This is a genomic window from Fulvimarina uroteuthidis (assembly GCF_034321785.1).
In the GTDB taxonomy this organism is placed as follows: Bacteria; Pseudomonadota; Alphaproteobacteria; order Rhizobiales; family Rhizobiaceae; genus Fulvimarina; species Fulvimarina uroteuthidis.
The window spans coordinates 268262-292848 of the sequence record NZ_JAXLPB010000003.1 but is presented as its reverse complement, the minus strand read 5'-3'; the positions used below and the strand labels follow the sequence as shown (position 1 = coordinate 292848).

21 protein-coding genes are annotated in these 24587 nt (G+C 65.1%); 10 read left to right on the top strand and 11 right to left on the bottom strand.

All coding sequences use genetic code 11. The features are described from left to right. The first annotated feature begins 122 nt into the window (after positions 1-122). A complete protein-coding gene (locus U0C82_RS11095) occupies positions 123-1610 on the top strand; it encodes a hypothetical protein (protein ID WP_322187172.1) in 1488 nt (495 codons plus the stop codon). A gap of 136 nt (positions 1611-1746) precedes the next feature. Here U0C82_RS11095 and murJ read toward each other — a convergent pair whose 3' ends face one another. The 3 genes from murJ to U0C82_RS11080 form a co-directional block, all read right to left on the bottom strand. After that, positions 1747-3354, bottom strand: coding sequence for a murein biosynthesis integral membrane protein MurJ (gene murJ, locus U0C82_RS11090; RefSeq protein ID WP_322187171.1), 1608 nt, complete (start codon positions 3352-3354; stop codon positions 1747-1749). Next, a complete protein-coding gene (locus tag U0C82_RS11085) occupies positions 3351-6245 on the bottom strand; it encodes a [protein-PII] uridylyltransferase (protein WP_322187170.1) in 2895 nt (964 codons plus the stop codon). The genes murJ and U0C82_RS11085 overlap by 4 nt, the downstream gene beginning before the upstream one ends. Positions 6246-6404: 159 nt before the next feature. Further along, on the bottom strand, positions 6405-7226 hold the full coding sequence (locus U0C82_RS11080; RefSeq protein WP_322187169.1) for a GGDEF domain-containing protein: 822 nt from the start codon (positions 7224-7226) through the stop codon (positions 6405-6407). 547 nt (positions 7227-7773) lie between these two features. Here U0C82_RS11080 and metX point away from each other — a divergent pair. The 9 genes from metX (at position 7774) to U0C82_RS11035 (ending at position 16799) form a co-directional block, all read left to right on the top strand. Further along, positions 7774-8961 carry a homoserine O-acetyltransferase MetX gene (gene metX, locus U0C82_RS11075; protein ID WP_322187168.1) on the top strand — a complete coding sequence of 396 codons (1188 nt, stop codon included), beginning with the start codon at positions 7774-7776 and terminating at the stop codon, positions 8959-8961. After that, positions 8958-9611, top strand: coding sequence for a methionine biosynthesis protein MetW (gene metW, locus U0C82_RS11070; RefSeq protein ID WP_322187167.1), 654 nt, complete (start codon positions 8958-8960; stop codon positions 9609-9611). Before metX ends, metW begins: the two co-directional genes overlap by 4 nt. A gap of 120 nt (positions 9612-9731) precedes the next feature. Further along, complete coding sequence (locus tag U0C82_RS11065; RefSeq protein WP_322187166.1) at positions 9732-11102, top strand: sensor histidine kinase; 1371 nt, start codon at positions 9732-9734, stop codon at positions 11100-11102. Continuing rightward, a complete protein-coding gene (locus U0C82_RS11060) occupies positions 11099-11740 on the top strand; it encodes a response regulator transcription factor (RefSeq protein WP_322187165.1) in 642 nt (213 codons plus the stop codon). Before U0C82_RS11065 ends, U0C82_RS11060 begins: the two co-directional genes overlap by 4 nt. A gap of 616 nt (positions 11741-12356) precedes the next feature. Continuing rightward, positions 12357-13334, top strand: a complete 978-nt coding sequence (locus U0C82_RS11055; protein ID WP_322187164.1) for a PQQ-dependent catabolism-associated beta-propeller protein — start codon at positions 12357-12359, stop codon at positions 13332-13334. 74 nt (positions 13335-13408) lie between these two features. Further along, on the top strand, positions 13409-14098 hold the full coding sequence (locus U0C82_RS11050) for a cupredoxin domain-containing protein (RefSeq protein WP_322187163.1): 690 nt from the start codon (positions 13409-13411) through the stop codon (positions 14096-14098). A gap of 81 nt (positions 14099-14179) precedes the next feature. After that, on the top strand, positions 14180-14971 hold the full coding sequence (locus U0C82_RS11045) for an ABC transporter ATP-binding protein (protein ID WP_322187161.1): 792 nt from the start codon (positions 14180-14182) through the stop codon (positions 14969-14971). Then, a complete protein-coding gene (locus U0C82_RS11040; RefSeq protein ID WP_322187160.1) occupies positions 14968-15840 on the top strand; it encodes an ABC transporter permease in 873 nt (290 codons plus the stop codon). Before U0C82_RS11045 ends, U0C82_RS11040 begins: the two co-directional genes overlap by 4 nt. 38 nt (positions 15841-15878) lie before the next feature. Continuing rightward, positions 15879-16799, top strand: a complete 921-nt coding sequence (locus U0C82_RS11035) for a hypothetical protein (RefSeq protein ID WP_322187159.1) — start codon at positions 15879-15881, stop codon at positions 16797-16799. A gap of 124 nt (positions 16800-16923) precedes the next feature. On the opposite strand, the gene ruvA is transcribed toward U0C82_RS11035, so the two are convergent. The 8 genes from ruvA to rpoD all read right to left on the bottom strand — a co-directional run bounded on the left by ruvA (position 16924) and on the right by rpoD (position 24548). Continuing rightward, entirely contained in the window at positions 16924-17544 is a 621-nt protein-coding gene (gene ruvA / locus U0C82_RS11030) for a Holliday junction branch migration protein RuvA (RefSeq protein WP_322187158.1), read from the bottom strand. Continuing rightward, the gene (locus tag U0C82_RS11025; protein ID WP_416186663.1) at positions 17541-17954 is read right to left on the bottom strand and encodes a type II toxin-antitoxin system VapC family toxin; all 414 of its coding nucleotides are present in this window, start codon (positions 17952-17954) and stop codon (positions 17541-17543) included. The genes ruvA and U0C82_RS11025 overlap by 4 nt, the downstream gene beginning before the upstream one ends. Then, positions 17935-18198, bottom strand: coding sequence for an AbrB/MazE/SpoVT family DNA-binding domain-containing protein (locus tag U0C82_RS11020; protein WP_322187156.1), 264 nt, complete (start codon positions 18196-18198; stop codon positions 17935-17937). Before U0C82_RS11020 ends, U0C82_RS11025 begins: the two co-directional genes overlap by 20 nt. 83 nt (positions 18199-18281) lie before the next feature. Then, entirely contained in the window at positions 18282-18800 is a 519-nt protein-coding gene (gene ruvC / locus U0C82_RS11015; protein ID WP_322187155.1) for a crossover junction endodeoxyribonuclease RuvC, read from the bottom strand. Between the two features lie 187 nt (positions 18801-18987). Beyond that, on the bottom strand, positions 18988-20409 hold the full coding sequence (locus tag U0C82_RS11010; RefSeq protein ID WP_322187154.1) for an FAD-binding oxidoreductase: 1422 nt from the start codon (positions 20407-20409) through the stop codon (positions 18988-18990). 978 nt (positions 20410-21387) lie between these two features. Continuing rightward, positions 21388-21825 (bottom strand): type II 3-dehydroquinate dehydratase, encoded by a 438-nt coding sequence (gene aroQ, locus U0C82_RS11005; protein WP_322187153.1) that lies wholly within the window; start codon positions 21823-21825, stop codon positions 21388-21390. A gap of 99 nt (positions 21826-21924) precedes the next feature. Beyond that, positions 21925-22212 (bottom strand): HlyU family transcriptional regulator, encoded by a 288-nt coding sequence (locus tag U0C82_RS11000; RefSeq protein WP_322187152.1) that lies wholly within the window; start codon positions 22210-22212, stop codon positions 21925-21927. 314 nt (positions 22213-22526) lie between these two features. Continuing rightward, positions 22527-24548 carry an RNA polymerase sigma factor RpoD gene (rpoD, locus tag U0C82_RS10995; RefSeq protein WP_322187151.1) on the bottom strand — a complete coding sequence of 674 codons (2022 nt, stop codon included), beginning with the start codon at positions 24546-24548 and terminating at the stop codon, positions 22527-22529. Between the last annotated feature and the right edge of the window lie 39 nt (positions 24549-24587).

Sequence of the window (24587 nt, the reverse complement as noted above, 5' to 3'; positions counted from 1 at the left end):
GGCTGCCGCACCATAACGAGGCCAGCCTAAAAGAAAAGACCGCCGGTTCGACTTGCAGAAGCCGGTCCCGGTGCAATCTTCTTGAAGGAAAACAGCAAAAGACATTGGGCAAGGACATGGCGATGAAACCCTGGACATCCATGATCGCAGCCGGCACGGCGCTTGCGCTGCTTCCCCAGACGGGCAGCGCCCAGGAGACCGACCGGCAGTGCAACATGGTCCCGAACGCCTCGGGAATCGAACTCCTGATCTCGGTGGAAGGCATACCGGGCCGCTACGCGCTCACCTGCCGCAACGGCGCACTCGTCGCTGTGCCGGCAGAGGCCGCCGGGCTCGTCTCCGCACCGACCCCGCAGGCGCAGGCGACCCGGAGCGCGGCACGCACCGTCGACGCGCTGATCAGCGGCACGACGCCGCCGGAAACCGAAATCGGCCGCAACATGGCCGGCATCACGTCGCAGGGCGACACGCCGGCACGCGGCGAAACGGCACCGGCCTCGGCCGATTCGCAGGGTTCGGGTGAACCAACCGCGCCGTCCGATGCCGCGCCGCAGGACCCGGTGGCGGGCGATATTCCCGCCGTGGCGACCGTCGATCGATCGACCGGAACCACCGACGAGCCTCCCGTCGTCTCGGCGCCGCCACCGTCGGTCACGACCAAGAGCGGGCCGGGTTCGATGGATGCCCAGAAGGCGGCCGCCGCCGCGGTCTCCGATCGAGCGAACGCGCCAGCCGGTGCCGGCGCCCCGGCCACCGGAACGTCGGACGCCGCCAACACGCCGGAGAAGCCGGACGCGGCAACCGAAGGACCTCGCACGCCCGGTGCTGCGACCGGCGCCGCCGAACCACGCCCGTCCGGCGCTCCGCTTGAAACCGGGCCCGGCGCGCTTGCCGAACAGATGGCCGCCGCGACGTCCGGCGCCCCGGCGAGCGGCTCTGCGCCCGCGCCATCGAAGACGGGGCCCGGCAGCCTCGACGAGCAGAAGGCCTCCGCCTCCCGCGCAGCGCGGCAGGACGCGCCGAACGGCGCGGCGGTGCGGCCCCCGTCGGACACGGCGTCCTCGGCACGGAACGACGATGCGGGCGCGTCGACCACACCCGATGCAACGCCGGAACCGGACAAGACGGCCGTTGCCGCTCCGAAGGCGGACGCCGTGCCCGATCTTCGCGTCACCCCCGGCGGCACGAAGGCTGCGGGAGACGAAGAAGAGGCCGACATGATCGCAGTCCCGGCGAACGTCATCGCCAGCGCGAAGCTCGCCCTTCCCGGCGTTACCTTCAGCTCGGTCTCGATGCGCGAGGTCGAGGACGGCCAGCTGTTCGCGCTACGCGGACAGACCGAGACCGGAACGCCCGTCGCCATCGCCGTCGAGCCGGAGGGCCGGATCGTGAGCGTCGATCGTCCGATCGATCCTGCCCAGGTTCCGGACATGGTGGACCGGATCGCCAGGGCGCTCCTGCCCGACCGGTCGGTGGAGGACGTCCTGCTTTCGACGCGGGATAATTATTCGAGCTACTTCATCTTTCGCGGGGTCGACGATCAGGCGGTCCCGTTCGCTCTGGAGGTTCGCTCGGACGGTCAGGAATCGCGTTTCGTCACGCCGAACTGAGGCGACCGCGCCGCGGACTGCCGATGAAACGAAAACACCGCCCGCCGTCTCGGCAGGCGGTGTTTTTTGTAAGTGACGGGCCGGGGGCGACGGACGGGTCATCCGGCTCCCGGGCGCACGCGCCGGATCGTGCGTTCTAAGGCTTCGGGCGTCGACGCCTGACAAGGCCCATGACGAGTTTGCGATCGGCCGCGCCGGTCGCGAACGCGAGGGCGAAATAAACCAGCATGGCAACTCCCACGAGGATCAGGATCGCCAAGACCTGCGTCGCCACGGCATCGTTCGGGTCGAGCCAGTCGCCGAGCTCCCACATCATCGCGACCAGGGAAACCCCCATTACTCCCGCGCAGACCAGCACGAGCAGGCAGCGTTTCATCAGTTGCCGGTCGATCTCCCAGAGGCCCTTTCGATAGAGACCCCAGAACAGGAGGCCGGCGTTCAGCCATCCCGCGATCGTGGTCGCGAGCGCGATGCCCTGCTCGGCCATGACCTGAAAGAGCGCCAGGGACAAGACGATGTTGGCGACCGCCGAGATCATGGTCGCGATCATCGGGCTTCGCGTGTTCTCCCGGGCGAAATAGCCCGGCTGAAACACTTTCATCATCACGAAAGCCGGCAGGCCCAACGCGTAGAGACCGAGGACGCTGGCGACGAGAGGCGTCGCGGTGGGCTCGAACTCGCCGCGCTCGTAGATGACGCGGATGATCGGCTCGGGTATGATGAACAGGGCGATGGCCGCCGGCACGGTCAGGAACAGCGCGAACTCCAGGCTCCGGTTCTGGGTGTGCTGGGCTTCCTTCAGCCGGCCGGCCTTGAGGGCGCGGGCGAGCTCGGGCAGGAGCACGACGCCGATCGCGACCCCGACCATGCCGAGCGGCAGCTGGTAGGGCCGGTCGGCATATTGCAGGATCGAGACCGCGCCGGGCTTGAACGAGGCGATCGCCTGGCCGACGAAAAGGTTGATCTGGGTGATGCCGCCGATCAGCGCGGCCGGTCCCGCAAGGACCAGCAGCCGCTTCAGCCCCTTCGTCCAGCGCGGCATGCGAAGCGATACGGAGAAGCGGGCATGCCGCATCGCGATGACGACGATCGCAAGCTGCAGGAACCCCGAGGCCAGCACGCCCCAGCTCATGAGGAACCCGGTCGTCGCCTTGTCGTAATCCATCATCAGCGCGTAGCTGATCACTCCGATGAGAACGAAGTTCAGGACCGTCGGCGCAGCCGCGGCCGCGAAAAACAGCCGGAACGCGTTGAGAATGCCCGACACCATCGCCATCAGCGACATGCAGGCGAGATAGGGAAACATGATGCGCGAGAAGGTGACGGTGATGTCGAACCGGGCCGCGCACGACAACGCCTGCGCCCCGATTTCTTCATCGACGCAATAGGCAAGGCCCGGTGCGATGATGGTCTGGACCAGAAACGGCATGAAGATCCACGCCACGACCGTGAACACGGTCAGGATCGCGAACAGGGTCGAGTAGATCTCGGACGCGAACCGGCGCGCGCCCTCCGATCCGTCTTCTTCCAGCGAGCGCGAGAACAGCGGAATGAAGGCGGCGTTGAACGCGCCTTCCGCAAACAGCCGCCGAAACAGGTTGGGAAAGCGGAACGCCAGATTGAAGGCGTCGGCGACCGGTCCGACGCCGAGCGCCGACGCCATCAGCATTTCGCGCCCGAAGCCGAAGACGCGCGACACCATGGTCGCGCCGCCGACGGTCGCAAACTTGGAGATGAGGCTCATATGCTTTGATAACCGAACGACTTCTGGACCGGCACGGTCTTCACCGAGGACACCTCTCCCTCCGCGCTCTCAAGGACGTTGAGCAGCCGCTTCTCGATACGGGCGATGCGCGTATCCGACGTCACCTTCATGCCGAGCAGATCGGTCACGTAGAAGGCGTCGATGATCTTTTCGCCGTATGTCGAAACGTGCGCCGAGCGGATGTCGAGATTGAGGTCGGAGATCGCTCCGGTGATGTCGGCCAGAAGCCCCGTCCGATCGAGCCCCTCGACCTCGATGACCGTCACCCGGTTCGACAAGCCGTTGTCGACCGTGATCTTGGGTTTGACGTCGAAGAGATCGGCGTGGCGAACGGCCCGCCGATCGGCGATCAGGCGCGACATCACGGTTTCGCCGCTCAAGAGCTTGCGGATATTGTCGCAGATCCGGCCCGCCCGGCGCATCTCGTCGTCCTCGGCCTCGAACGAGCGCGAGATCGTCATGATGTCGAGCGCGCGTCCGTCGGTCAGCGTGAAGATCTGCGAATCGGCGATGTTGGCATCGGATCCCGCGCAGGCGCCGGCGAGCTGCGAGACGAGGCGCGGGTGGTCGGGCGCCAGCACCTTGATGCGCGTCACCTGCCGGAACGCATCGGTCCTGACCTCGGTCGCGAGCGGATCCTTTGTCCCGGAACGGCGGATGAACTCGGCGTCCGCCACCTGTTCGTCGATCGGGACGGTGAGGAAATAGTTGGGATAATGCAGATCGAGATAGCTGCCGCGCTCCGCCTCGCTCCAGTCCTGAAGACGGTCTTCGAGGCGCCGGCGCGCGGCGGTCAGCCGCTCCTCGCGCGATGTCTGCGTGAATCCGCCCGACAGGGTCGGTTCCGTCTCGAGATAGAGCGTGCGCAGCAACTGGCCTTTCCAGCCGTTCCAGACGCCCGGCCCGACCGCCCGGATATCGCAGACCGTGACGACGGCAAGAAGCTTCAGCCGCTCCAGAGTGCGAACCTTCTCGGCGAAATCGACGATCGTCTTGCGGTCGGCGAGATCGCGTTGCTGGGCCGTCATCGACATGACCAGATGATCCTCGACGAGCCAGGAGACGAGTTCGGTCGCCCGCTCGTCGAGACCGAAGCGCGGACAGAGCCGCCTTGCGAGCCGCGCGCCGGCGACCGAGTGATCCTCGGGCCGGCCCTTCGCGATATCGTGGAGGAACAGCGCGACGTAGAGCAGCCGGCGATCGCGCAGCGTGCCGACGATTTCGGTGGCGAGCGGCAATTCGTTCGCAAGCTCGCCGCGCTCGATCTTCGACAATTCGGCGATCGAGCGCAGCAGATGCTCGTCCACCGTGTAGTGATGGTACATGTTGAACTGCATCATCGCGACGATCTTGCCGAATTCGGGCACGAAGCGTCCGAGAACGCCGGCCTCGTTCATCCGGCGCAGGTGCAGTTCGGGATTGTTGCGATCGGTCAGGACGTCGAGAAACAGCGCGTTGGCCTGCGAATTGGCCCGCAGATCGCCGTTGATCAGGCGCAGCGAGCGGCGGATCAGCTTCAGCGCGTCGGGATGATATTCGAGATCGTGCATCGCCGCGAGACGGAAGATGCGGATGATGTTGACCGGATCGATCTTGAACACGTCGCGCGAGACCGCGTTGATCCGGTTGTTGTCGATGTGAAAGTCGAGCGTCCCGGCGATCGATTTCGCCCGGTTGCGCAAGGATCGCACGAATCCCCTGAGGCCGGGCGCGTCCTTGGCTTCCTCTTCCTCCAGCGCGGCGCAGAAGATGCGCGTCAGGTCGCCGACATCCTTGGCGATCAGGAAGTAATGCTTCATGAAGCGCTCGACGGCCTGCAGGCCCGGATGGATGTTGTAGCCGAGACGCTCGGCGATCAGGGGCTGCAGATCGAAGGAAAGCCGCTCCTCGGCCTTGCCGGTCTCGAAATGCATGTGGCAGCGCACCGCCCACAGAAAGTCCTCGGCCTTGGCGAACACGGTCTGCTCGCGGCGCGAAAACACGCCGGCCTTCACGAGGGCCTCCGACGTATCCACCCGGTAGTGATATTTGGCGATCCAGAACAACGTATTGAGGTCGCGCAAGCCGCCTTTGCCTTCCTTCACGTTGGGCTCGACGAGATAGCGCGTATTGCCCGACTTGGCGTGCCGCGTGTCGCGTTCGGCAAGCTTGGCCGCGATGAATTCGCGGCTCGTGCCCTGCACCACGTCCCGGGCGAAGCGCTCGTCGAGCTCGCTCGCCAGCTCGGCCGATCCCGCCACGAGCCAGCGCTCCAGGATCGAGGTGCGGATCGTGAAATCGTCCCGGGCGAGCGCGATGCAGTCCTCGACGCTGCGCGATGCGTGGCCGACCTTGAAGCCGAGATCCCACAGAAAATAGAGAAGATATTGCGCGACCTGCTCACCGACCGAGGATGTGCGGGCCGGCAGCAGGAACAGAAGGTCGATGTCGGATCCCGGCGCCAGCGTTCCGCGCCCATAACCACCCACCGCGAGGATCGCGATGCGATTGTCCGGGTCCATCGGCGCGATCTTGAAGACGTGCTTCACGGCGACGTCGTAGATGATGCGGATGAGTTCGTCCTGAAGGGCCGCGAGGCGGCGCGCGCACAGCGCGCCGAGATTGTCCTCGAACAGCATTTCGCGGATCGCGGCGCGTCCTTGCGAAACGACGCTCTTCAAGCGCTCCAGAAGCTGCAGCCTGATGTCGGAACAGTCGGCGCTGCGGGCCGTCGCGCACAGGGCGTCAAACTCCTGCCTGACCGCCTCGACGTCCAGAATGCCGTCCAGCGAGACCAGGGGGTCCTCGGTGGTGAAGGAAGCGCTGCCGGCGCCGGCAAGAGTTCTGGGTCTTGTCGTCGCGCGCTCTGCGGACACCGCGTTCTCACTCATGCCGAACCTGATCTCTTCGAAACCTCGCGCGCCGATCGCGCGCTGCCATCGGTCCTATAGACCAAAGCCCATGGAATTGCGAAGCTCGAACGCGGGCGCAGGCGTGCGGTTCGCGCGCGGACGATACACGCGGACCGACCCCGCCCGGCGCCCGGCAGCTTACGCGCAGACCCTGTTCCGGCCGGTCTGCTTGGCATGATAAAGGTTCACGTCGGCTCGCTTGTAGAACTGGCCGACGTCGTCCTTCCGCTGGGACACGGCGACGCCGATCGAGACCGTGACCCGCAGATGCACATTGCCCGTCCTGATGACCAGCTTGCCGATCGCCTCGCGGATGCGATCGGCGAAGGCTTCGCAGTCCGTCCTGCCCATGTTCGGCGTCACCACCGCGAATTCCTCGCCGCCAAGGCGCGCCACGATGTCATGATGCCGCGTGACCTCGAAGAGACAATTGGCCACCGCCTTCAGGACTTCGTCGCCCACATCGTGTCCGTGGGTGTCGTTGATCGCTTTGAAATGGTCGAGATCGAGCAGCATGAAGCCCAGCGGCCGGCCGATCTTCTCGAACTCGTCGAGATAGTAGCGCATCGCCTCGTCGAAGAATCGGCGATTGTGCATGCCTGTCAGGGCGTCCGTCAAAGCCGCGGTTTCCAGATCCTGCGAGCGGCGTTCGAGCGCACCGGTGAGGGTCTGCAACTTCCCCTGCTCCTTCGACTGGCGACGCATCTTCGGCAGGATCCAGAAGGCTCCGATCGCGACCGTCGCCGTCATGAAGGCCGCGCTGAGCGCTGCGGCCAGGACGATCAACGCCCGATCGCCGCCCTCCATGTAGACCAGCAACGGTTGGCCGAGGACAACGAGAACAGAAAGGCTGACCGCGGAGAATACCGCAGTACTCAAGCACATCAGCGCAGAAACGTCCGGGCGCACGGTTTTCATCGGGGAATGGGCTTCTTCGGTCTTGGCAGGCTTCGTTGCCAAGATGTACCCGCGCTTCCCTTAATACTGCGTTTCGCAACGCACTGTGCACCGGCTGAAAAAGCCCTCGAAACCCCGCATATGCGGGCTTGTGGCGAGCCCGTACCATCAATTTTCGAGGTCTCGAACCGATCCGGCCGGTCGCTGCGAGACTGGCCGAAACGCACCCCCCGCATGCGGCGCGAAGGGTGCTCGTGACGGCCCGGTCATGCCAACGGGGACGGCCTGCGGGCGAGTGAAGGGACTGGAACGGAAAGCAAAAGCGGACGATGCCGCAGTCCCGCGCGGGCGTTTGCGCGAGCGGCCAAGATAGCCCCGTGCCGGCCGGGTGGCTCGGGCCGACACTGTCCGTCGGACGATCGGCCTTGCGGGATCGCGGCGCGAACGGGTCGCGGCATGCGCGCGGACCGGTCGCCGGCATTCGATCGCTTCCATCCGCCAGAAGTCCGCCATTTCCCCGCGCGCTTCGATAGGATAGTGCGTAGGCGACCGGCGAGGCGAAACCCCGCCCCGAACCGAGAGCCCTGACAAAGACAGTCGCGATACTCCCATGAGCGAAACCGCACCCGACCCAAACGTGATCCGCGCGGCCGGTAGCCGCGAAATCTATCATCCGTCCAGCGATGTCGTCGATTTCGGACATGACAAGCCGCTCGCGCTCGATGCCGGCATCGATCTCGCCCCGTTCCGGATCGCCTACAACACCTACGGAACGCTCAATGCCGACAAGTCGAACGCGATCCTGATCTGCCATGCCCTGACGGGCGACCATTATTGCGCGTCCCCCTCGCCCATCACGGGAAAGCCCGGCTGGTGGAACGGACTGATCGGCGAGGGAAAGCCGGTCGATCTCAGCCGTTACTTCGTCATCTGCTCGAATGTGCTGGGCGGCTGCATGGGGACGACGGGTCCGGCCTCGATCGATCCGGAGAGCGGACAGCCCTACGGCATCGATCTTCCGGTGCTGACCATCCGCGACATGGTGCGCGCCCAGAAGATGCTCGTCGAAAGCTTCGGCATCGAAACGCTGTTTGCCGTCATCGGCGGGTCGATGGGCGGCATGCAGGTGCTGCAGTGGACCGTCAGCTATCCCGACATGGTGTTCGCGGCGGTGCCGATCGCCACAGGAGCGCGCCATTCCTCCCAGAACATCGCCTTTCACGAGGTCGGGCGCCAGGCGGTGATGGCCGATCCCGACTGGCGCGGCGGGCGATATTACGAAAAGGGCGTTCGCCCCTACAAGGGGCTCGCCGTCGCCCGTATGACCGCCCACGTCACCTATCTTTCCGAACAGGCGCTCCACCGCAAGTTCGGACGCAACCTCCAGCACGGGCAGAAGCTTGGCTTCAAGTTCGATGCGGAGTTCCAGATCGAGAGCTATCTGCGCCATCAGGGGTCGACCTTCGTGGAGCGGTTCGACGCGAACTCCTATCTCTACATGACCCGTGCGATGGACTATTTCGACATCGCGGCGGATTATGACGGCCTCCTCGCCAACGCGTTCAAGGGTTCGAGGACGCGGTTCTGCCTCGTCTCGTTCTCGTCCGACTGGCTGTTTCCGACATCGGAAAGCCGGGACATCGTCCATGCTCTGAACGCGGCGGCCGCCTCGGTTTCGTTCGTGGAGGTCGAGACGGACAAGGGCCATGATTCGTTCCTTCTGGACGAACCGGATTTTTACAGGGCGATGGAGGGGTTCCTCTCGTCCGCCGCCCGTGCACGGGGGCTGATTGCATGAGCATGTCCGAAAACGAGCACCATGTCGCCGAGAGCGTCGCGGCGACGTTGAGCACGCGCCTCGATCTCGACATCATTGCCGAACTCGTGAAGCCGGGCAGCCGCGTTCTGGACGTCGGCTGCGGCGACGGCTCGCTGCTTCAGCTTCTGGAAGTGCGGCGCCAGGTGGACGGGCGGGGCGTCGAACTGTCCCAGGCCGGCGTCAACGATTGCGTCGCGCGCGGCCTGTCGGTCATTCAGGGCGATGCGGACCGCGACCTGATCCATTACATGGACCAGTCCTTCGACTATGTGATCCTGTCCCAGACGATTCAGGCGACCCGAAACCCGAAGGAGGTTCTCACCCAGCTCCTGCGCATCGGCAAGCGGGCGATCGTGTCGTTTCCGAACTTCGGCCATATCGCGGTCCGCGCCTCGCTGATGTTTCGCGGGCGCATGCCGGTGACGGCCAATCTGCCCCAGCCCTGGTACGACAGTCCGAACATTCATTTCTGCACGATCCGCGATTTCGTGGCGCTCGCCGAGGAGATCGGGGCAAAGGTCGAAACCGCACAGGCGATCAACGCGACGGGCCAGAAGATCGCGATGACCATGCCCTGGTCGTTCTGGAACCTGTTCGGCCAGCAGGCGGTCTTCGTTCTCAAGCGCTGATCTCGCGGGACCGGAAACCCGGACCATCCGCGCGGCTGTTTCGCGCGCGCAAAGACACTCCTTCGTGCGGGGGCGCCGAAACGCTTGCCTCCGCGCCGATAACCCGGCAACAGATGAGCCGTGTCCCTGAATTCGCGCCTCGCCCTGACCCTAGCCATCGCCTTTCTCGCCATCCTGACGATCGGCGGGATGGTCAGCTATTTCCAGGCGCGGGAATCGATCGCGGCCGAAATGGAGGCCGCCGAGATCAGCGCCAGCAACCGCGTCTCGCTGCTCATCGCCGAGCTGCCCGCGACGCGGGACGTGCAGGGCAAGCTGCAGGGCTTCGTTCGGTCCCACAATGGCGACCGCGACGTGCGCATGATGCTCATCGACACGCTCGGCGTGATCCGTGCCTCGTCCCAGCCATCGACGAACTATCGCGGCCTGCCCGAATGGTTCGTCACCCTCCTTGCGCCGCCGCAGCCGACGCGGATCATTCCGCTCAGCGCCCTCGCCGCGCCGTCCGTCGCGGTGGTGGTGTCGATCGATCCGCGCAACGAGATCGCCGAGACGTGGAGCGAGGCCGTCCACGGCATCGCGATCCTTCTCACCTTCGTTCTCGTGACCTTTGCGGCGATCTGGATCGTCGTCGATCACGCCATGCGCACGCTCGGCCCCATGAAGAACGCGTTCGAGCGCATCGGCGCCGGCGAAGCGGCGGTGCGTCTCGTGCCCGATGGCCCGCCGGAGATGCGCGACCTTGCCCACGGGCTCAACCGGATGGCCGACCGGCTCGACGATGCCTCGATCGCCAATCGCCGCCTGTCCGAGCAGCTGCAGCGGCTTCAGGACGAGGAGCGGGCGGCGCTCGCCCGCGACCTCCACGACGATGTCGGACCGCTGCTCTTCGCGATCGATGTGGAGGCCGGGGCGATCGCGCGCACGCTGCCCGCAAACGACGAGACCGGCGCCACGGAACGGGCGGCCGCGATCAAGCAGAGCGCGGCCCAGGCGCGCAAGGCGGTTCGCCGCATCCTCACTGAGCTGCGCCCGGGGGTGATGCCGGGTCTTGGCCTCAAGGCCGCGCTCGAGGATCATCTCGCGACGCTCGGCGAACGCCATCCCGACATCGCCTTCCGGATGGATGCGGACGATGCGACCTATTCCGCGCCCGTCGAGACGACCGCCTTCCGCGCGATCCGCGAGGCCGTCCACAATGCGCTGAAGCACGGCTTGCCGTCGCGCATCTCGATCAGGCTCGCCGTGCGCGGCGACATGCTGCATTTCACGGTTCTCGACGATGGCGGCGGTTTTGCCGAGGGCAAGCACCGCAAGGGTTTCGGCCTCATCGGCATGGCTGAACGTCTGGAATCGGCCGGCGGTGCCCTGACGGTCACGGAGGTCCTTCTTCCCGCTGGCGTTCGCGTCGAAGGTCGCCTACCTCTTTCCCCGAACATCTCGGCGAACCAGGCGGGCGCATTCGAGGATGCGCAGGAGGCAAAGCTTTGAAACTACTTATCGTCGACGACCATACGGTGGTGCGCGACGGGGTGAAGCGCCTCGTCGATACGCTGGGCGTCACCGAATTCGGCGAAGCGGAGACCCCGTCCGAGGCGCTTGCCGAATTTCGCAGGCTGCGTCCCGACATCACCGTTCTCGACATCAATCTGAAGAACGGCAGCGGCCTGGAAGTCCTGCGCCGCCTGAAGTCCGACACGCCGAACGCCAGGATCGTGGTGTTTTCGATGTATTCCGACATTGCCTATGCCGCATCGGCGCGCCGCGAAGGGGCGCTCGGCTACGTTGCCAAGAGCGCGCCCTCCGACGAACTGCTGATCGCCATCGAAAAGGCGCTGGAGGGCGAGCCCTATACCGATCGCGAGACCGCGGCGCTGATGGAGGAACAGCCGAAGAATGCAGGGCTCGAACAGCTCACGCGGCGCGAGCTTCAGATTTTGCAGATGCTCGGCGAAGGCAACAGCCTGTCGGACATCGCCGACGGGCTCGGCATCGCCTACAAGACGGCCGCCAACACGGCGACCAAGCTAAAGGAAAAGCTCGGCCTCGACCGCACCGCTGATCTCGTCCGCTTCTCGCTCGAAACCCGCGGCGGTCGAATGCTGGCCGGGCAGAAGACCGAATCCTGAGGACCGCGTCACAGCCGTCAACACGGGAAGTAATCCCGTTGCCTGCATGCGGTCGACACGACATCTTCCTTGTGGTTGCCGCTGCCATTTGCCACTCCCAAGGTGAAAATGGTGGTGGCGCCACTTTATACTGCTCCGATCCGGTTTCCGGAGAGCGCGTTTGGGCGAGGCTGCCAGGTTGGGGCGCGATGCCATCTTCGTGGAACATCGACGCGGCGCCCGACATCTTGAAGACCGAATGCGTTCTGTTTGGCGGAACGCAGCTTGGCGGGGCCACGCCATGCGGCGCGGCGATCCGGACGCGGATTTCGGGCATGGGGGTGCTGCGGGTCGCGGGGTGCCGCCGGAACCTGGTGCGCGACGGGAAAGAGGGTCGGAGGATCGGAAGCGTCGCGGAGAAAGGCGCCGACCGGTCCGCCGTGCCGGTGCGATGCGGGCGCCGATCGCAAGGACACCGAACCGGACGACCGGGCCAGGATCGCGGTGACCTCGCGCGACGAAGCGTCCGGGGCGCCCTTCGAGGCTTCCGGCCCCGCGACGCGGTCAGCTTGCATCTTTCGCAATATCGAGACAATGGACCGGCATCGACATCGGCGTCGTCCTAGTGGGAGGAAAAATGAAAAACCTGTTGATCTCCAGCGCCTTGGTGGGAACGCTCTTCGTTTCTGCGACGCCGGCCCTCGCCTACAAGATCTTCGTGTCGAACGAGAAGGGCAACGATATCACCGTTCTGTCCTCCGAGGATTTCGAGGTGATCGATACGTTCGACGTGGGCCAGCGGCCGCGCGGCATTGCGGTCAGCCCGGATGGCAAGAGCCTCTACGTCTGCACGTCGGACGACGACATCATCAAGGAATTCAGCACGGATACCTACGAGTTCATTCGAACCCTGCCGTCGGGTCCCGACCCCGAACTGCTCGTCGTCTCGCCGGACGGCTCCCGCCTCTACGCGGCCAACGAGGACGACAATCTCGTCACCGTCATCAATCTCGAGACCGGCGCCCGCGTGAACGAGGTTCCGGTCGGCGTCGAACCGGAAGGCATGGGGATTTCCCCGGACGGCCAGACGATCGTCAACACCTCCGAGACCACCAACATGGCTCACTTCATCGACAAGGATTCGCAGCAGATCACCGCGAACGTCCTCGTCGATTCGCGGCCCCGCTTCGCGCAGTACAAGGCCGACGGGTCGGAGATCTGGGTTTCGGCGGAAATCGGCGGCACCGTCTCGGTGATCGATGCGGAAACAAAGGAGATCAAGACGAAGATCACCTTCGAGATCCCCGGCATCCGCTCCGAGGCGATCCAGCCGGTGGGCGTGCGGATCACGCCGGACGACAGCAAGGCCTACGTCGCGCTCGGACCTGCCAACCGCGTGGCGGTGATCGACGCGAACACCTATGAGGTGCTCGACTACCTGCTCGTCGGGCAGCGGGTCTGGCAGCTCGCCTTCTCGCCGGACGCCGAGCATCTCTTCACCACCAACGGCATTTCCAACGACATCTCGGTCATCGACGTCTCCGAAGACGAAGTCGTTCGCTCGGTCCAGGTCGGCCAGGAGCCTTGGGGCGTGGCGACCGCGGACGTCGATTGACGCGACCGAAAGACGGGGCGGTCGCGCATGCGGCGCGCCGCCACGAACGAGGATCCATAAACGGGAGGACTTTCATGCAGAACAACAAATTCTGGCTCATGCTGATGGCGTCGAGTCTCATTCTCGCACCCGCCACGCTCGCACAGGCGCAGACCGCGTCGGACCAGCCCGCCGAGACCGGCGCGTCCGAGACGGGCGATGCGGCATCGTCCGCGACGGCTGACGAGGATGCATCCTCCGGTGCCGAGAGCGCGCCGGAAGACGATGATGACGACGACGACGATGACGACACGGGCTCAAGCGCCATGGTTCCGCCGGCCAGCGAGCTGAACATGGCGCCCGGCTCGGAGATGATGCCGGCCAGCGCCCTCAACGGCGACCAGATCGGCCTGCCTCCTATCTCCCTGTCCACGCAGATCATCACGCCGCTCACCATCGGCTCCGACGAGGATCCGTTCGCCGTCAGCGCCAACGATTTCGTCCTGCGGGCCGGCCAGCCCTATCGCTGGAACATCGTTTCGGACGGCAATGTGGAGTACAAGTGGCACGCGCCGGACTTCTTCCGGAACGTGTGGAACAACCAGCTCGTCATCAACGATCTCGAAATCCACATGGACGGATCGCCGGCCTGGCTCGAATATGATGCCAAGGGCACGATCAGCGTTCAGTTCCAGACCATCCGCCCGGGCCGCTACGACTGGTACGTGGAAGGTCTCGACGACGAGGAGCGCAACATGAAGGGCACGATCACCGTCGTTCCGTGATAGTCCAGTCTCCTTGACAACGATCCTCGGGGCGGCGAGCTTCCACCGCCGTTCCGAAAATCTGGGAGGATTTGGGTGACATTGGCGTCCAACGCACAGACCAGGCCATCGCCGTTCGCCCTCGAGGTGAGCGGCGTCAGCCATTCCTACGGCACGCGCAAGGCGCTGGACGACGTGTCGTTCTCGGTGCCGCAAGGTTCGTTCACCGCGCTGCTCGGTCCGAACGGCGCCGGCAAGTCGACGCTGTTCTCCCTGATCACCCGTCTCTTCAACACGCGCGCCGGCGACATCCGCATTCTCGGCTTTCCGCTGCGCGGCCAATCGACGGAGGCGCTGCGCCGCCTCGGCGTCGTGTTCCAGGCGCGCACGCTCGATCTCGATCTCTCGATCAAGCAGAACCTCACCTATCACGCGGCGCTTCACGGGATCGGCCGCAGGGATGCCGAAGCCCGTATCGCCGAAATACTGAAGAATTCCGAACTCGCCGAGCGCCTCGGAGAGAAGGCCCGCAATCTTTCCGGCGGCCAGCTTCGCCGTATCGAGATCGTGCGCGCCTTCATGCATCGCCCCCGCCTGATTCTGCTCGACGAACCGACGACCGGCCTCGACATCAGGTCGCGCGCGGAGATCGTCTCCGAAGTGCGCCGGCTCGTCGAGGAGGAGAACGTCTCGGTGCTCTGGGCAACCCATCTCATCGACGAAATCGACGCATCCGACCGCGTGGTGATCCTGCACCGTGGAACGGTGCTCGCGGAAGGATCGGTCGCGGACGTGACCGAGGCCGAGAACACCAGCTCGATCCATGATGCCTTCACGCGGCTGACAGGCCTTGCGAAGGCGGCCGAGCCGAAACTTTCGGACGTGCTGGCATGAGCGACGCATCGGCCCTGAACGAGCAGGCGAACGAGCGGGCTGCCCGCCACGACGCCCCGATTGGATTTTCGGCGTCCGCTTACGCGATCTGCGCCGGCGGCATCGTCTGGCGCGAAGCCCTGCGCTTCCTGCACCAGCGCGAGCGCTTCGTCTCGGCGCTCGTCCGTCCGCTGCTGTGGCTGTTCATCTTCGCCGCGGGCTTTCGACAGGTGCTCGGCGTCTCGATCGTTCCGCCCTACCAGACCTACATTCTCTACGAGGTCTACATCACGCCGGGGCTGATCGGCATGATCCTGCTCTTCAACGGCATGCAGTCCTCGCTCTCCATGGTCTACGACCGGGAGACCGGCACGATGAAGACGCTTCTCGTCTCGCCCCTGCCGCGCTGGTTCCTGCTGGTCTCCAAGCTTTCGGCCGGCGTCGCCGTGGGCATCCTGCAGGTCTACGTCTTTCTCGCCATCGCCTGGTTCTGGGAGGTGCGGCCCGACTGGATCGGCTATCTCTACGTTCTTCCGGCGCTCGTGCTCACGGGCCTCATGCTGGGCTCCCTCGGCATGCTCCTGTCCTCGCTCGTCCAGCAGCTCGAGAACTTCGCGGGGGTCATGAACTTCGTGATCTTCCCGATGTATTTTGCCTCGAGCGCCCTCTATCCCCTCTGGCGCGTCCAGGAATCGAGCCCACTTCTCTATACGATCTGCCTGTTCAACCCCTTCACCCACGCGGTCGAACTGGTGCGCTTCGCGCTCTATCAGGAGTTCAACCTTCAGGCCTTCCCGATCGTCGTCGGCTGCACCGTCTTCTTCCTGGGCGCTGCCATCTTCGCCTATGACCCGGCCCGCGGAACGATCGCGCGCAAGAAGCAGGGTTGAACAGACGCATGACCCATCCCGGGAGGATCATCATGACCATGACGAACACGCATTCGACCTCATCTGAACCGACGCGCCGGGCGCTGCCATGGGCGCGCGCGCTGTGCGCTTCGACCTTGATCGCCTGTCTTTCCGGCATGCCGGCCGCGTTCGCGCAGGACGGGGCGCAGCCACGGGAGATTCCCGAAGGCTTCGTCGTGCCGGGCCCGGCCCCGACCAACGCGCCGGAAGCCGGCGGCGGAACCGGCGCCGCGGCACCAAGCGGGCAGGACGCGCCGGCCTCGAGCCCTGCGACACCCGAGGCGGCGGACGCGGCCACGCGCGCGCCGGTCTCGCAGGGCGGTTCCCTGCCCGCCGCGCCGTCGACCGTCGTCGGCGAGGGACGCACGGCCGCCAACCCGATGGCGTTCGCAAACATGCCGGAAACCGGCACGACGAACTGGCCATGCGTCCAGCGGCAGGTCGAAACCATTCAGGCCGCACAGATCTGGTCGGGTCCCGATCTTGAGATCGGCAGATCCGTCGAGCGGACCGCGCAGATGCGGGCCATCGTCGATCAGGCGGTCGCCCGCCGCATCGACGGGGAGGCGGCGACGCGTCTCGTGCGCGACTATGTCGAGACCGTACCGGAAGACGAGCGCGAAGCGGTTTCGACGGCACTCTTCACCGACATTCTCGATCGGCTGAACCTCGAACGCAACCAGGTCATGGGCGGCATCATGCGCTACGGCTCGCGCCAGAAGGCCCTGGCGGACGCGCTGCGCGAAAAGGCGCGTGAGATGGCTCGCATCCGCCGCGAAGGCGATGCGACGGCGTTTGCCGACATTCGCGAGGAAATGGCTTGGGACACGCGCATCTTCGACGATCGGCGCAAGTCCCTCACCTATGTCTGCGAGGTCCCGATCCTCATCGAGCGGCGTGCCTTCGCGCTCGGCCGCGAACTCAGCCGCGGCCTCTGATCGGCCGAGCGACACGCGGGCGGGCAACGCCCTCTAAACTGTCCGCCCGGCCGCTGCCGGGCGGGTTCGAGCGCGCGTCCCGTGTCAGCGACAAGGGGCGTGGCGCCCGCCTCAAAAGAATTGCCTACCGGCTCAGCGCCTTGAGGCCGAGGCGGATCAGCCGCGCGCTGTCCGCGCCCTTGCCCGCTTCCTTGACGGCTGCCGCGACCGCCGTTGCCGCCTGATCGCGGGCATAGCCCAGATTGGTCAGCGCCGACACCGCATCGGATATGGGTGCGGACGCCGTTCCGCCTCCCAGATCGCGTTTCAGGCCGAAGCTCTCCTCGGCGCCCGCGCCGGAAAATGCCGGTGCGCGATCCTTCAACTCGGCCACGATCCGCTGGGCGACCTTCGGTCCGACCCCGGGCGCCCGGGCGATCATCGCCTTGTCCTGCAGCGCCACCGCACTGGCGAGATCGCCCGGCGAGAGCGTCGCGATCACGGCGAGGGCGACCTTCGCGCCGACACCCTGCACCGTCTGGAGAAGCCTGAACCAGTCGCGCTCGGACGCGGTCGCAAAGCCGTAGAGCCGGATCATATCCTCGCGCACCACGGTCTCGATGAAAAGGATCACCGCCTCGCCGACACCGGCGAGAACCGAGAGCGTCCGCGTGCCGCAGTAAGCCACGTAGCCGACGCCGTGAACGTCGACGACCACATGATCCTCGCCGATCTCGTCGATCGTGCCCTTGAGTTTTCCGATCATGGCGTGCCTTCCGGTGTGACGATCGCAAGATCGGGGAAATAGGTTCGGTAGCGGACGGGATCGCGCGTCAGGAGCCGGTGTCCGCCCGTGTGGGCATGAGCGCCGATCAGGAAATCCGGCAGCGTGCGCTCGCGCCGTCCCCCGCGCCGGCGGTAGGCACGATGGGCCTGCCCCGCGCGATTGGCCGCCGAGAACGAAAAATCTTCGCGCCGGTAGGAAACGATCGAGTAGGCGCGCTCGATGTCGGCCTCCGTATCCAGCGTCGCGCTCAACTCGGCCCAAACGACGGCGCTCATGATCACCTGCTCGACTTCGCCTGCCTCGATCACCGAATGCAGGGACGGGCGATAGAACGGTCCGTCGTCGAGGAGATCGATCCAGATATTGGTATCAATCAACGTCGATGTCATCGCGTGGGCCCCTCAGCCAGTCGACATAGGCTTTCCCGTCCAGACCCCTCGTATCGAACGTTCCATGGAGCTTGCGAAAATGGCGATCCGTCGCGTCGATCCGTTCGTCGCGCGTACGTTCGGACCGAACGATGTGAACCTCGCCTTCGCTTTCCACGAACTCCACCTGGCTTCCGGGCCCGATACCGAGCTTGTCCCGAATGGGCTTCGGAATGGTCACCTGACCCTTTTCCGTCACGCGCATGGCCGTCTCCCCAGGTAATACTTCTTCGGTAATACTAACCGTGGCCCGGAACAAGTCAAGAACATGGGACGGTCGGGCGGCCCTCACAGCCCGGCCAGCGCGGCCCTTGAATGGGCCGACTGGCGGTGATGGGTGTGGCAGATCGCGATCGCGATCGCGTCGGCCGCATCGTCGGTGTCGAACGTCGCCTTCGGCAGAAGCACCTTCACCATCATGTGGATCTGCTTCTTGTCTCCGTGGCCGACGCCGATGACCGCCTTCTTCACGGCGTTCGGTGCATATTCGGCAACGGGAAGTCCGGCGAGCGAGGGTACCAGAAGCGCGATTCCCCTTGCCTGGCCGAGCTTCAGGGTCGCCACGGCATCCTTGTTGACGAAGGTCTGCTCCACCGCCGCCTCGTCGGGCCGGAACGAGTGGACGATCTGCGACAGCCCATCGTAGAGCTGCTTGAGGCGCGAGGCGAGATCGAGCTTCGCATCCGACGTCACGGTGCCGCTCGCCACGAAGCGAAGCGAGTTGCCTTGCGTTTCGACGACGCCCCAACCGGTGCGCCTGAGGCCCGGATCGATGCCGATAATGCGAATGGGTGTCTCCTGCAGCATGTCGATCGTGGTCTCCCGTTAGCACAGGCGGGAAGGAATCGCATCCGAACCGTGAACAAACATGAAACGATCGATCGCTTTTGTCGCAAAGGCGGCGCTTCCGGTCGATGGGTGTCGGCCGCCCCCGACGCCGCGCCGGGTTCGGCGGTCGCATCGACGATGACGAGGCGGCCGGAACTTCGATCCGTCAGCCTTGCGGCAGGGTGAAGATCTTGCCCGGATTCATGATGTTCAGGGGATCGAGGGCCGTCTTGATCGAGCGCATCACGTTCACGGCGGCGCCGAGCTCGGCGTCGAGATAGCCGCGCTTGCCCTGCCCGACGCCATGCTCCCCGGTGCAGGTTCCGTCCATGTCCAGGGCGCGCTCGGCCAGCCGCTTCATGAAGCCTTCCGCATTCGCGACCTCCGCCGCAACGTCCGTGTCGATCAGCAGGGTCACGTGGAAGTTTCCGTCGCCCACATGGCCGACGATCGGCGCGATGAGACCGGCCGAATCGGCGTCGGCACGGGTCTCGTCGATACAGTCGGCGAGGCGCGAGACCGGCACGCAGACATCGGTGGCGATCGCTTTCGCGCCCGGCCGCAGGCCCATGGACGCCCAGTAGAAATCGTGCCGCGCCTTCCAGAGCCGCGAGCGCTCCTCGGCGCGGCTCGCCGATTGCAGCAGGCCACCACCATGATCGGCGACGATCTCGGCGAAGGTGGCCGCCTGCTCCGTCACCGAGGCGGGGCTGCCGTGGAACTCGACGAACAGGTGCGGCGTCTCGGGCATGTCCATCTTCGAATGGGCGTTCGTCGCCCGGATCGACAGCGCGTCGAGAAGCTCGATCCGGGCGATCGGCAAACCCATCTGCACGGTCTGGATCACGGCGTTCACAGCGCTCGTCACATCTTCGAACGGGCAGGTGCCGGACAGGATCTCTTCCGGTATTCCGTAGAGCTTCAGGTTGAGCCGGGTGATGACGCCGAGCGTGCCCTCCGAGCCCACCAGCAGCCGCGTCAGATCGTAGCCGGCCGAGGTCTTGCGCGCCCGCCGCGCCGTGCGGATCGCGGTGCCGTCCGCCATCACCGCGTGGAGGGCGATGACATTGTCCCGCATCGTGCCGTAGCGCACGGCGTTCGTGCCCGAGGCGCGGGTCGCCGCCATGCCGCCGAGCGAAGCGTTCGCGCCGGGATCGATCGGAAAGAACAGGCCGGTATCGCGCAGATGGGCGTTCAGCGCCTCGCGCGTCACGCCGGGCTCGACGGTGCAGTCCAGATCCTCCGCATTCACCTGAAGCACCCGGTCCATGCCCGACAGGTCGAGCGAGACCCCGCCGAACGGCGCATTGACATGGCCCTCCAACGACGAGCCGACGCCGAACGGAATGATCGGCATGCCGTGGCGCGCGGCGATCCGCACAAGGGTCTGAACCTCCGATTCGGTTTTGGCGAACAGCACCGCATCGGGAAGCTGGTTGGGAATGTAGGTCGTCGTGTGGCCGTGCGCCCGCCGCACGTCCTCGCCGGTCACGAGCCGCTCGCCGAACGTTTCGGCAAGCTCGGCCAGAGCCGCTGCCGTCCCTGCTCGCCGTGGCCGTTCTTCCGCCAGAATCTCAGCAAGCGCCATGTGCGTGTCTCCCGTTGCGTGCGCCGGGAACTTTGGAGCCGCAAGCCTCCCATGGCAACCGCCGTTCACCACAACAGGCGAGAGCCGCGACGAAATTTCCTGTGGCGCCTCGAACCGGTCCGGTTGCTCGGCGTCAGCCGTGCTGGCTTCGTCGCCACGTCAGGGTGCGGAACGAAAGGGGTCATCACACCGCTCCAGGCTGTCTTTCCATGAATGTGCGAAGACGCCCCGATCCACGCCTCATGCAACCGCTGCATGGCATTTCGAAATCCGGCTGTCTGTTCACGGCTGACGGCCCATCGCCCCGGTTCATGCGAGGCTGGGTATCGTTCCGACCGGTGCCGCTGATCTCGGAACCGGCAATGATCGCGATGATGATGGAAGTCGCGGCCTGGTCTCGTGCGCCGCTTCGGGGCTGCAGGAAACCTGCTAACGTCGCAATCTCATCGTTTCCTGACGCTTGGGGTCGCGCAAGGCTCGCACGAAGCATTGAAAGCGCCTGACTGCTTGAAGTCTCAATGGTCGTCATGAGATCCGCTCCTGGCAGGATCTGCTCGAACATGTTTCACTCGTGCTTCCACGCGTGCGCCTTTCACTTCGATGGCCTCGGCTCGACGAGGTTATCGACACGATCGCGCACCTCTAGATTGCATAATTGCCACTCGTGAAAACTCCGTTAAACAAGCGGCACGGTTGACGACAGCGGCGCGTCGTTTCCCCGACACGGTCATGGATCGGCTTCCATGGTTCCGTGCCTTCATGGGAGCAAGACGATCTGGGGCGGCTTTCGAAGGACGAACTCTTCATTCTTGGTGCTGCGCCCCGATGACGGTGTCACCCTCTGGATGAGGATCGCGCGCCCCGGATGGGGGTGTCCGGTTCCGAGGATGCAGGTGGCCGGGAGATTGTCCAACAGATCCCACGGGCTGCGGGGCGTCCTCACGGTTCTAATTTACCTGCGAACCGGCGCACGCGACGTCACCCCGCCAGCAGCGAACACACGCGGCGGACGGCGAGAGAATAGCCCTCGACGCCGAAGCCGGCGATGACGCCGTCGGCGCGCGCCGAGACGAAGGAATGGTGCCGAAAAGCCTCGCGCTTGTGGACGTTCGAGATGTGCACCTCGAAGACGAGGCCTTCATAGGCGTTCAGCGCATCGAGGATCGCAACCGATGTGTGAGTGAAGGCAGCCGGGTTGATGACGATGGCGGCCGCACGTTCGCGCGCCTCGTGAATCCAGTCGATGATCTCGTATTCCCGGTTCGACTGGTGAAGGCGGACCGCGTGGCCGGCGTCGCGGGCCAGGGCCGCGCAGGCCGCCTCGACATCGGCCAGCGTCTCGCGCCCGTAGATCTCGGGCTGGCGCTTGCCGAGCAGATTGAGGTTGGGTCCGTTGAGGATCATGATCTCGGCCATGCGGCGCTCCGAAGTTCGTCAGTGCTTTGATCGCGCCTATCAGCCGCGGGACGTGCGCACAACGGGACCGGGCCTTCGGGCCCGGCCTGAAGGCGAGCGCTATGAAAAGAGCCTGTCGCCCTGCTCGTCGATCACCCGCCTCGCCTTTCGCAGCGCGGCTGCGTCGGCTTCGGCGCGCGAGGGAAAGAGATCGGCGCGAATCAGCCGATGCGCGCGCGGCTTGCCTTCCACCGTCTTCTCGATCAGGGCGGACAGGCGGAACTGGCCACCCTCGGGCATCGGCGCGGACGTGATGGTGAAGCCTTCGTAGCGTTCAGGATCGCCCCGCATGTCCGGTGCGGGCTCGGACGAGGATCCACCGCCGAAAAGGCGCTTCAGGAATGACATGTCACCTCTCTCACGGTCTTCGGACGCTCACGGCAAATCCGCTTTGATGCCACCGGCACAAACGCGCCGGCGCCTGGTTCGAATCGCTCCGTTCCGCCCGCACGCCGCGCCCGGCGGTCCCTTCGCCGTCCGGCTGGTGCGGTCGAGCCTCGATGCAGGCGGGACGTCCGAAAGCACCGACATGCCCTCAGACTAGCGTCGGAACGGCGGGAGGCAAAGATCGTCGCGGCGCTATCGCGTGAAGATCACGAATGCGAGCCGGCATCCTTCGAAGATACCGGCTCGCATTCGTACATGGGGGATCGCCCAGCCGGTCAGCTGTCAAGGAAGCTCCGGAGCTTGCGCGAACGGCTCGGATGCTTGAGCTTGCGCAACGCCTTGGCCTCGATCTGGCGGATACGCTCGCGCGTCACCGAGAACTGCTGGCCGACCTCTTCGAGCGTATGATCGGTGTTCATCCCGATCCCGAACCGCATGCGCAGGACGCGCTCCTCGCGCGGCGTCAGGGAGGCGAGAACACGCGTTGTCGTCTCGCGCAGATTGCCCTGGATCGCAGCATCGATCGGCAGGATCGCGTTCTTGTCCTCGATGAAATCGCCCAGATGCGAATCCTCCTCGTCGCCAACCGGCGTTTCGAGGGAGATCGGCTCCTTGGCGATCTTCAGGACCTTGCGGACCTTCTCGAGCGGCATTGCGAGCTTTTCGGCGAGTTCTTCCGGTGTCGGCTCGCGACCGATCTCGTGCAGCATCTGGCGCGAGGTCCGGACGATCTTGTTAATCGTCTCGATCATGTGCACCGGGATGCGGATCGTGCGCGCCTGATCGGCGATCGAGCGCGTGATCGCCTGCCTGATCCACCAGGTGGCGTAGGTCGAGAACTTGTAGCCGCGGCGATATTCGAACTTGTCGACCGCCTTCATCAAGCCGATATTGCCCTCCTGAATGAGATCCAGGAACTGCAGGCCGCGATTGGTGTATTTCTTGGCGATCGAAATGACGAGCCGCAGGTTCGCCTCGACCATTTCCTTCTTGGCCTGGCGGGCTTCCCGCTCGCCCTTCTGCACCATGTGCACGATGCGCCGGAACTCGGTGATCTCGAGTCCGGTCTCGGTCGCCAGATTCTGGATTTCCGTGCGCAGCTTCTGGATCTTGTCCTTGTCCTTCTGGACAAAGGGGAGCCATCCCTTGCCGGACAGGTTGGCGACCCGGCGGGTCCAGTTCGGATCGAGCTCGGAGCCCTGATACTCCTTGAGGAACTCGTCGCGCTTGACGCCGTGCGATTCGCCTAGCCGCAGGAGACGGCCCTCATTGCCCACGAGGCGCTTGTTGATGTCGTAGAGCTGCTCGACGAGGGCATCGATCCGGTTCTGGTTGAGGGACAGGCCCTTCACCGCCGCGATCAGGTCCTCCTTCAGCTTCCGGTAGGATTTCTCCTGCGAAGGCGAAAGCGCGCCAGTGGCCTGCAGGCGATTCTCGACCTGCTGGTCCTGCAGCTTGCGAAGCCGGAAATAGGTGTCGGCGATAAGATCGAAGGTTTCCATGACGAGCGGCCGGATCTCGGCTTCCATGGCGGCGAGCGAGAGATTGTTCTCGTCGTCCTCGTCCTCTTCCTCCTCCTCGGTGCCGACGGGCCTCGCCTCGCCAGGACGCGTCTCGTTGGCCGGCGGCTTCGGGATCGCCGAGCCGTTGGCCGCGCCGTTTTCGCCGGTCGTCGCGGGAACGGCGGGCGCCTTGGCCTCCGGGCCCGCATAGGTCGCCTCGAGATCGACGATGTCGCGCAGGAGGATGTTGCCCTCGTTGAGCTCGTCACGCCAGATGATGATGGCCTGGAAGGTCAGCGGGCTTTCGCAGAGCCCGGCGATCATCGTCTCGCGGCCGGCCTCGATCCGCTTGGCGATGGCGATCTCGCCTTCGCGCGACAGGAGTTCGACCGATCCCATCTCGCGCAGATACATGCGCACCGGATCGTCCGTGCGATCGTTCGACGCCTTCTTCTCGGCTGTCGCGATCTGGGTCTTGCCGGTCTCCGCGACGTCGGTCGACCCCGACGAATTGGTGTCGTCGTTATCGTTCTCGGATTCGCCCTCCTCGTCATCCTCGACGACGTTGATGCCCATATCGTTGAGCATCGCCATCAGATCCTCGACCTGATCGGACGTGACGTCGTTGGAGGACAGCATCGAATTGAGCTTGTCCATCGTGACGAAGCCGCGCTTCTTCGCCGCCTTGATGGTTTTCTTGACGGCGTCGTCCGAAAGGTCCAGCAAAGGCCCGTCGGTGGCGGCCTCGGCGCGCTCGTCCGTTGGGGCTTCTTTTTCTTTGACCTTTGTCGCCATAGGCTTCATTCTCCGATTTCGGGCGCATGCGCCCGGGTA

Excerpts from the sequence above, each read along its gene's own strand:
- U0C82_RS11095 (WP_322187172.1), top strand. The coding sequence starts at position 123 with ATGAAACCCTGGACATCCATGATCGCAGCCGGCACGGCGCTTGCGCTG.
- murJ (WP_322187171.1), bottom strand. The coding sequence starts at position 3,354 with ATGAGCCTCATCTCCAAGTTTGCGACCGTCGGCGGCGCGACCATGGTG.
- U0C82_RS11085 (WP_322187170.1), bottom strand. The coding sequence starts at position 6,245 with ATGAGTGAGAACGCGGTGTCCGCAGAGCGCGCGACGACAAGACCCAGA.
- metX (WP_322187168.1), top strand. The coding sequence starts at position 7,774 with ATGAGCGAAACCGCACCCGACCCAAACGTGATCCGCGCGGCCGGTAGC.
- metW (WP_322187167.1), top strand. The coding sequence starts at position 8,958 with ATGAGCATGTCCGAAAACGAGCACCATGTCGCCGAGAGCGTCGCGGCG.
- U0C82_RS11055 (WP_322187164.1), top strand. The coding sequence starts at position 12,357 with ATGAAAAACCTGTTGATCTCCAGCGCCTTGGTGGGAACGCTCTTCGTT.
- U0C82_RS11050 (WP_322187163.1), top strand. The coding sequence starts at position 13,409 with ATGCAGAACAACAAATTCTGGCTCATGCTGATGGCGTCGAGTCTCATT.
- U0C82_RS11040 (WP_322187160.1), top strand. The coding sequence starts at position 14,968 with ATGAGCGACGCATCGGCCCTGAACGAGCAGGCGAACGAGCGGGCTGCC.
- U0C82_RS11035 (WP_322187159.1), top strand. The coding sequence starts at position 15,879 with ATGACGAACACGCATTCGACCTCATCTGAACCGACGCGCCGGGCGCTG.
- ruvA (WP_322187158.1), bottom strand. The coding sequence starts at position 17,544 with ATGATCGGAAAACTCAAGGGCACGATCGACGAGATCGGCGAGGATCAT.
- U0C82_RS11025 (WP_416186663.1), bottom strand. The coding sequence starts at position 17,954 with ATGACATCGACGTTGATTGATACCAATATCTGGATCGATCTCCTCGAC.
- U0C82_RS11020 (WP_322187156.1), bottom strand. The coding sequence starts at position 18,198 with ATGCGCGTGACGGAAAAGGGTCAGGTGACCATTCCGAAGCCCATTCGG.
- ruvC (WP_322187155.1), bottom strand. The coding sequence starts at position 18,800 with ATGCTGCAGGAGACACCCATTCGCATTATCGGCATCGATCCGGGCCTC.
- U0C82_RS11010 (WP_322187154.1), bottom strand. The coding sequence starts at position 20,409 with ATGGCGCTTGCTGAGATTCTGGCGGAAGAACGGCCACGGCGAGCAGGG.
- aroQ (WP_322187153.1), bottom strand. The coding sequence starts at position 21,825 with ATGGCCGAGATCATGATCCTCAACGGACCCAACCTCAATCTGCTCGGC.
- U0C82_RS11000 (WP_322187152.1), bottom strand. The coding sequence starts at position 22,212 with ATGTCATTCCTGAAGCGCCTTTTCGGCGGTGGATCCTCGTCCGAGCCC.
- rpoD (WP_322187151.1), bottom strand. The coding sequence starts at position 24,548 with ATGGCGACAAAGGTCAAAGAAAAAGAAGCCCCAACGGACGAGCGCGCC.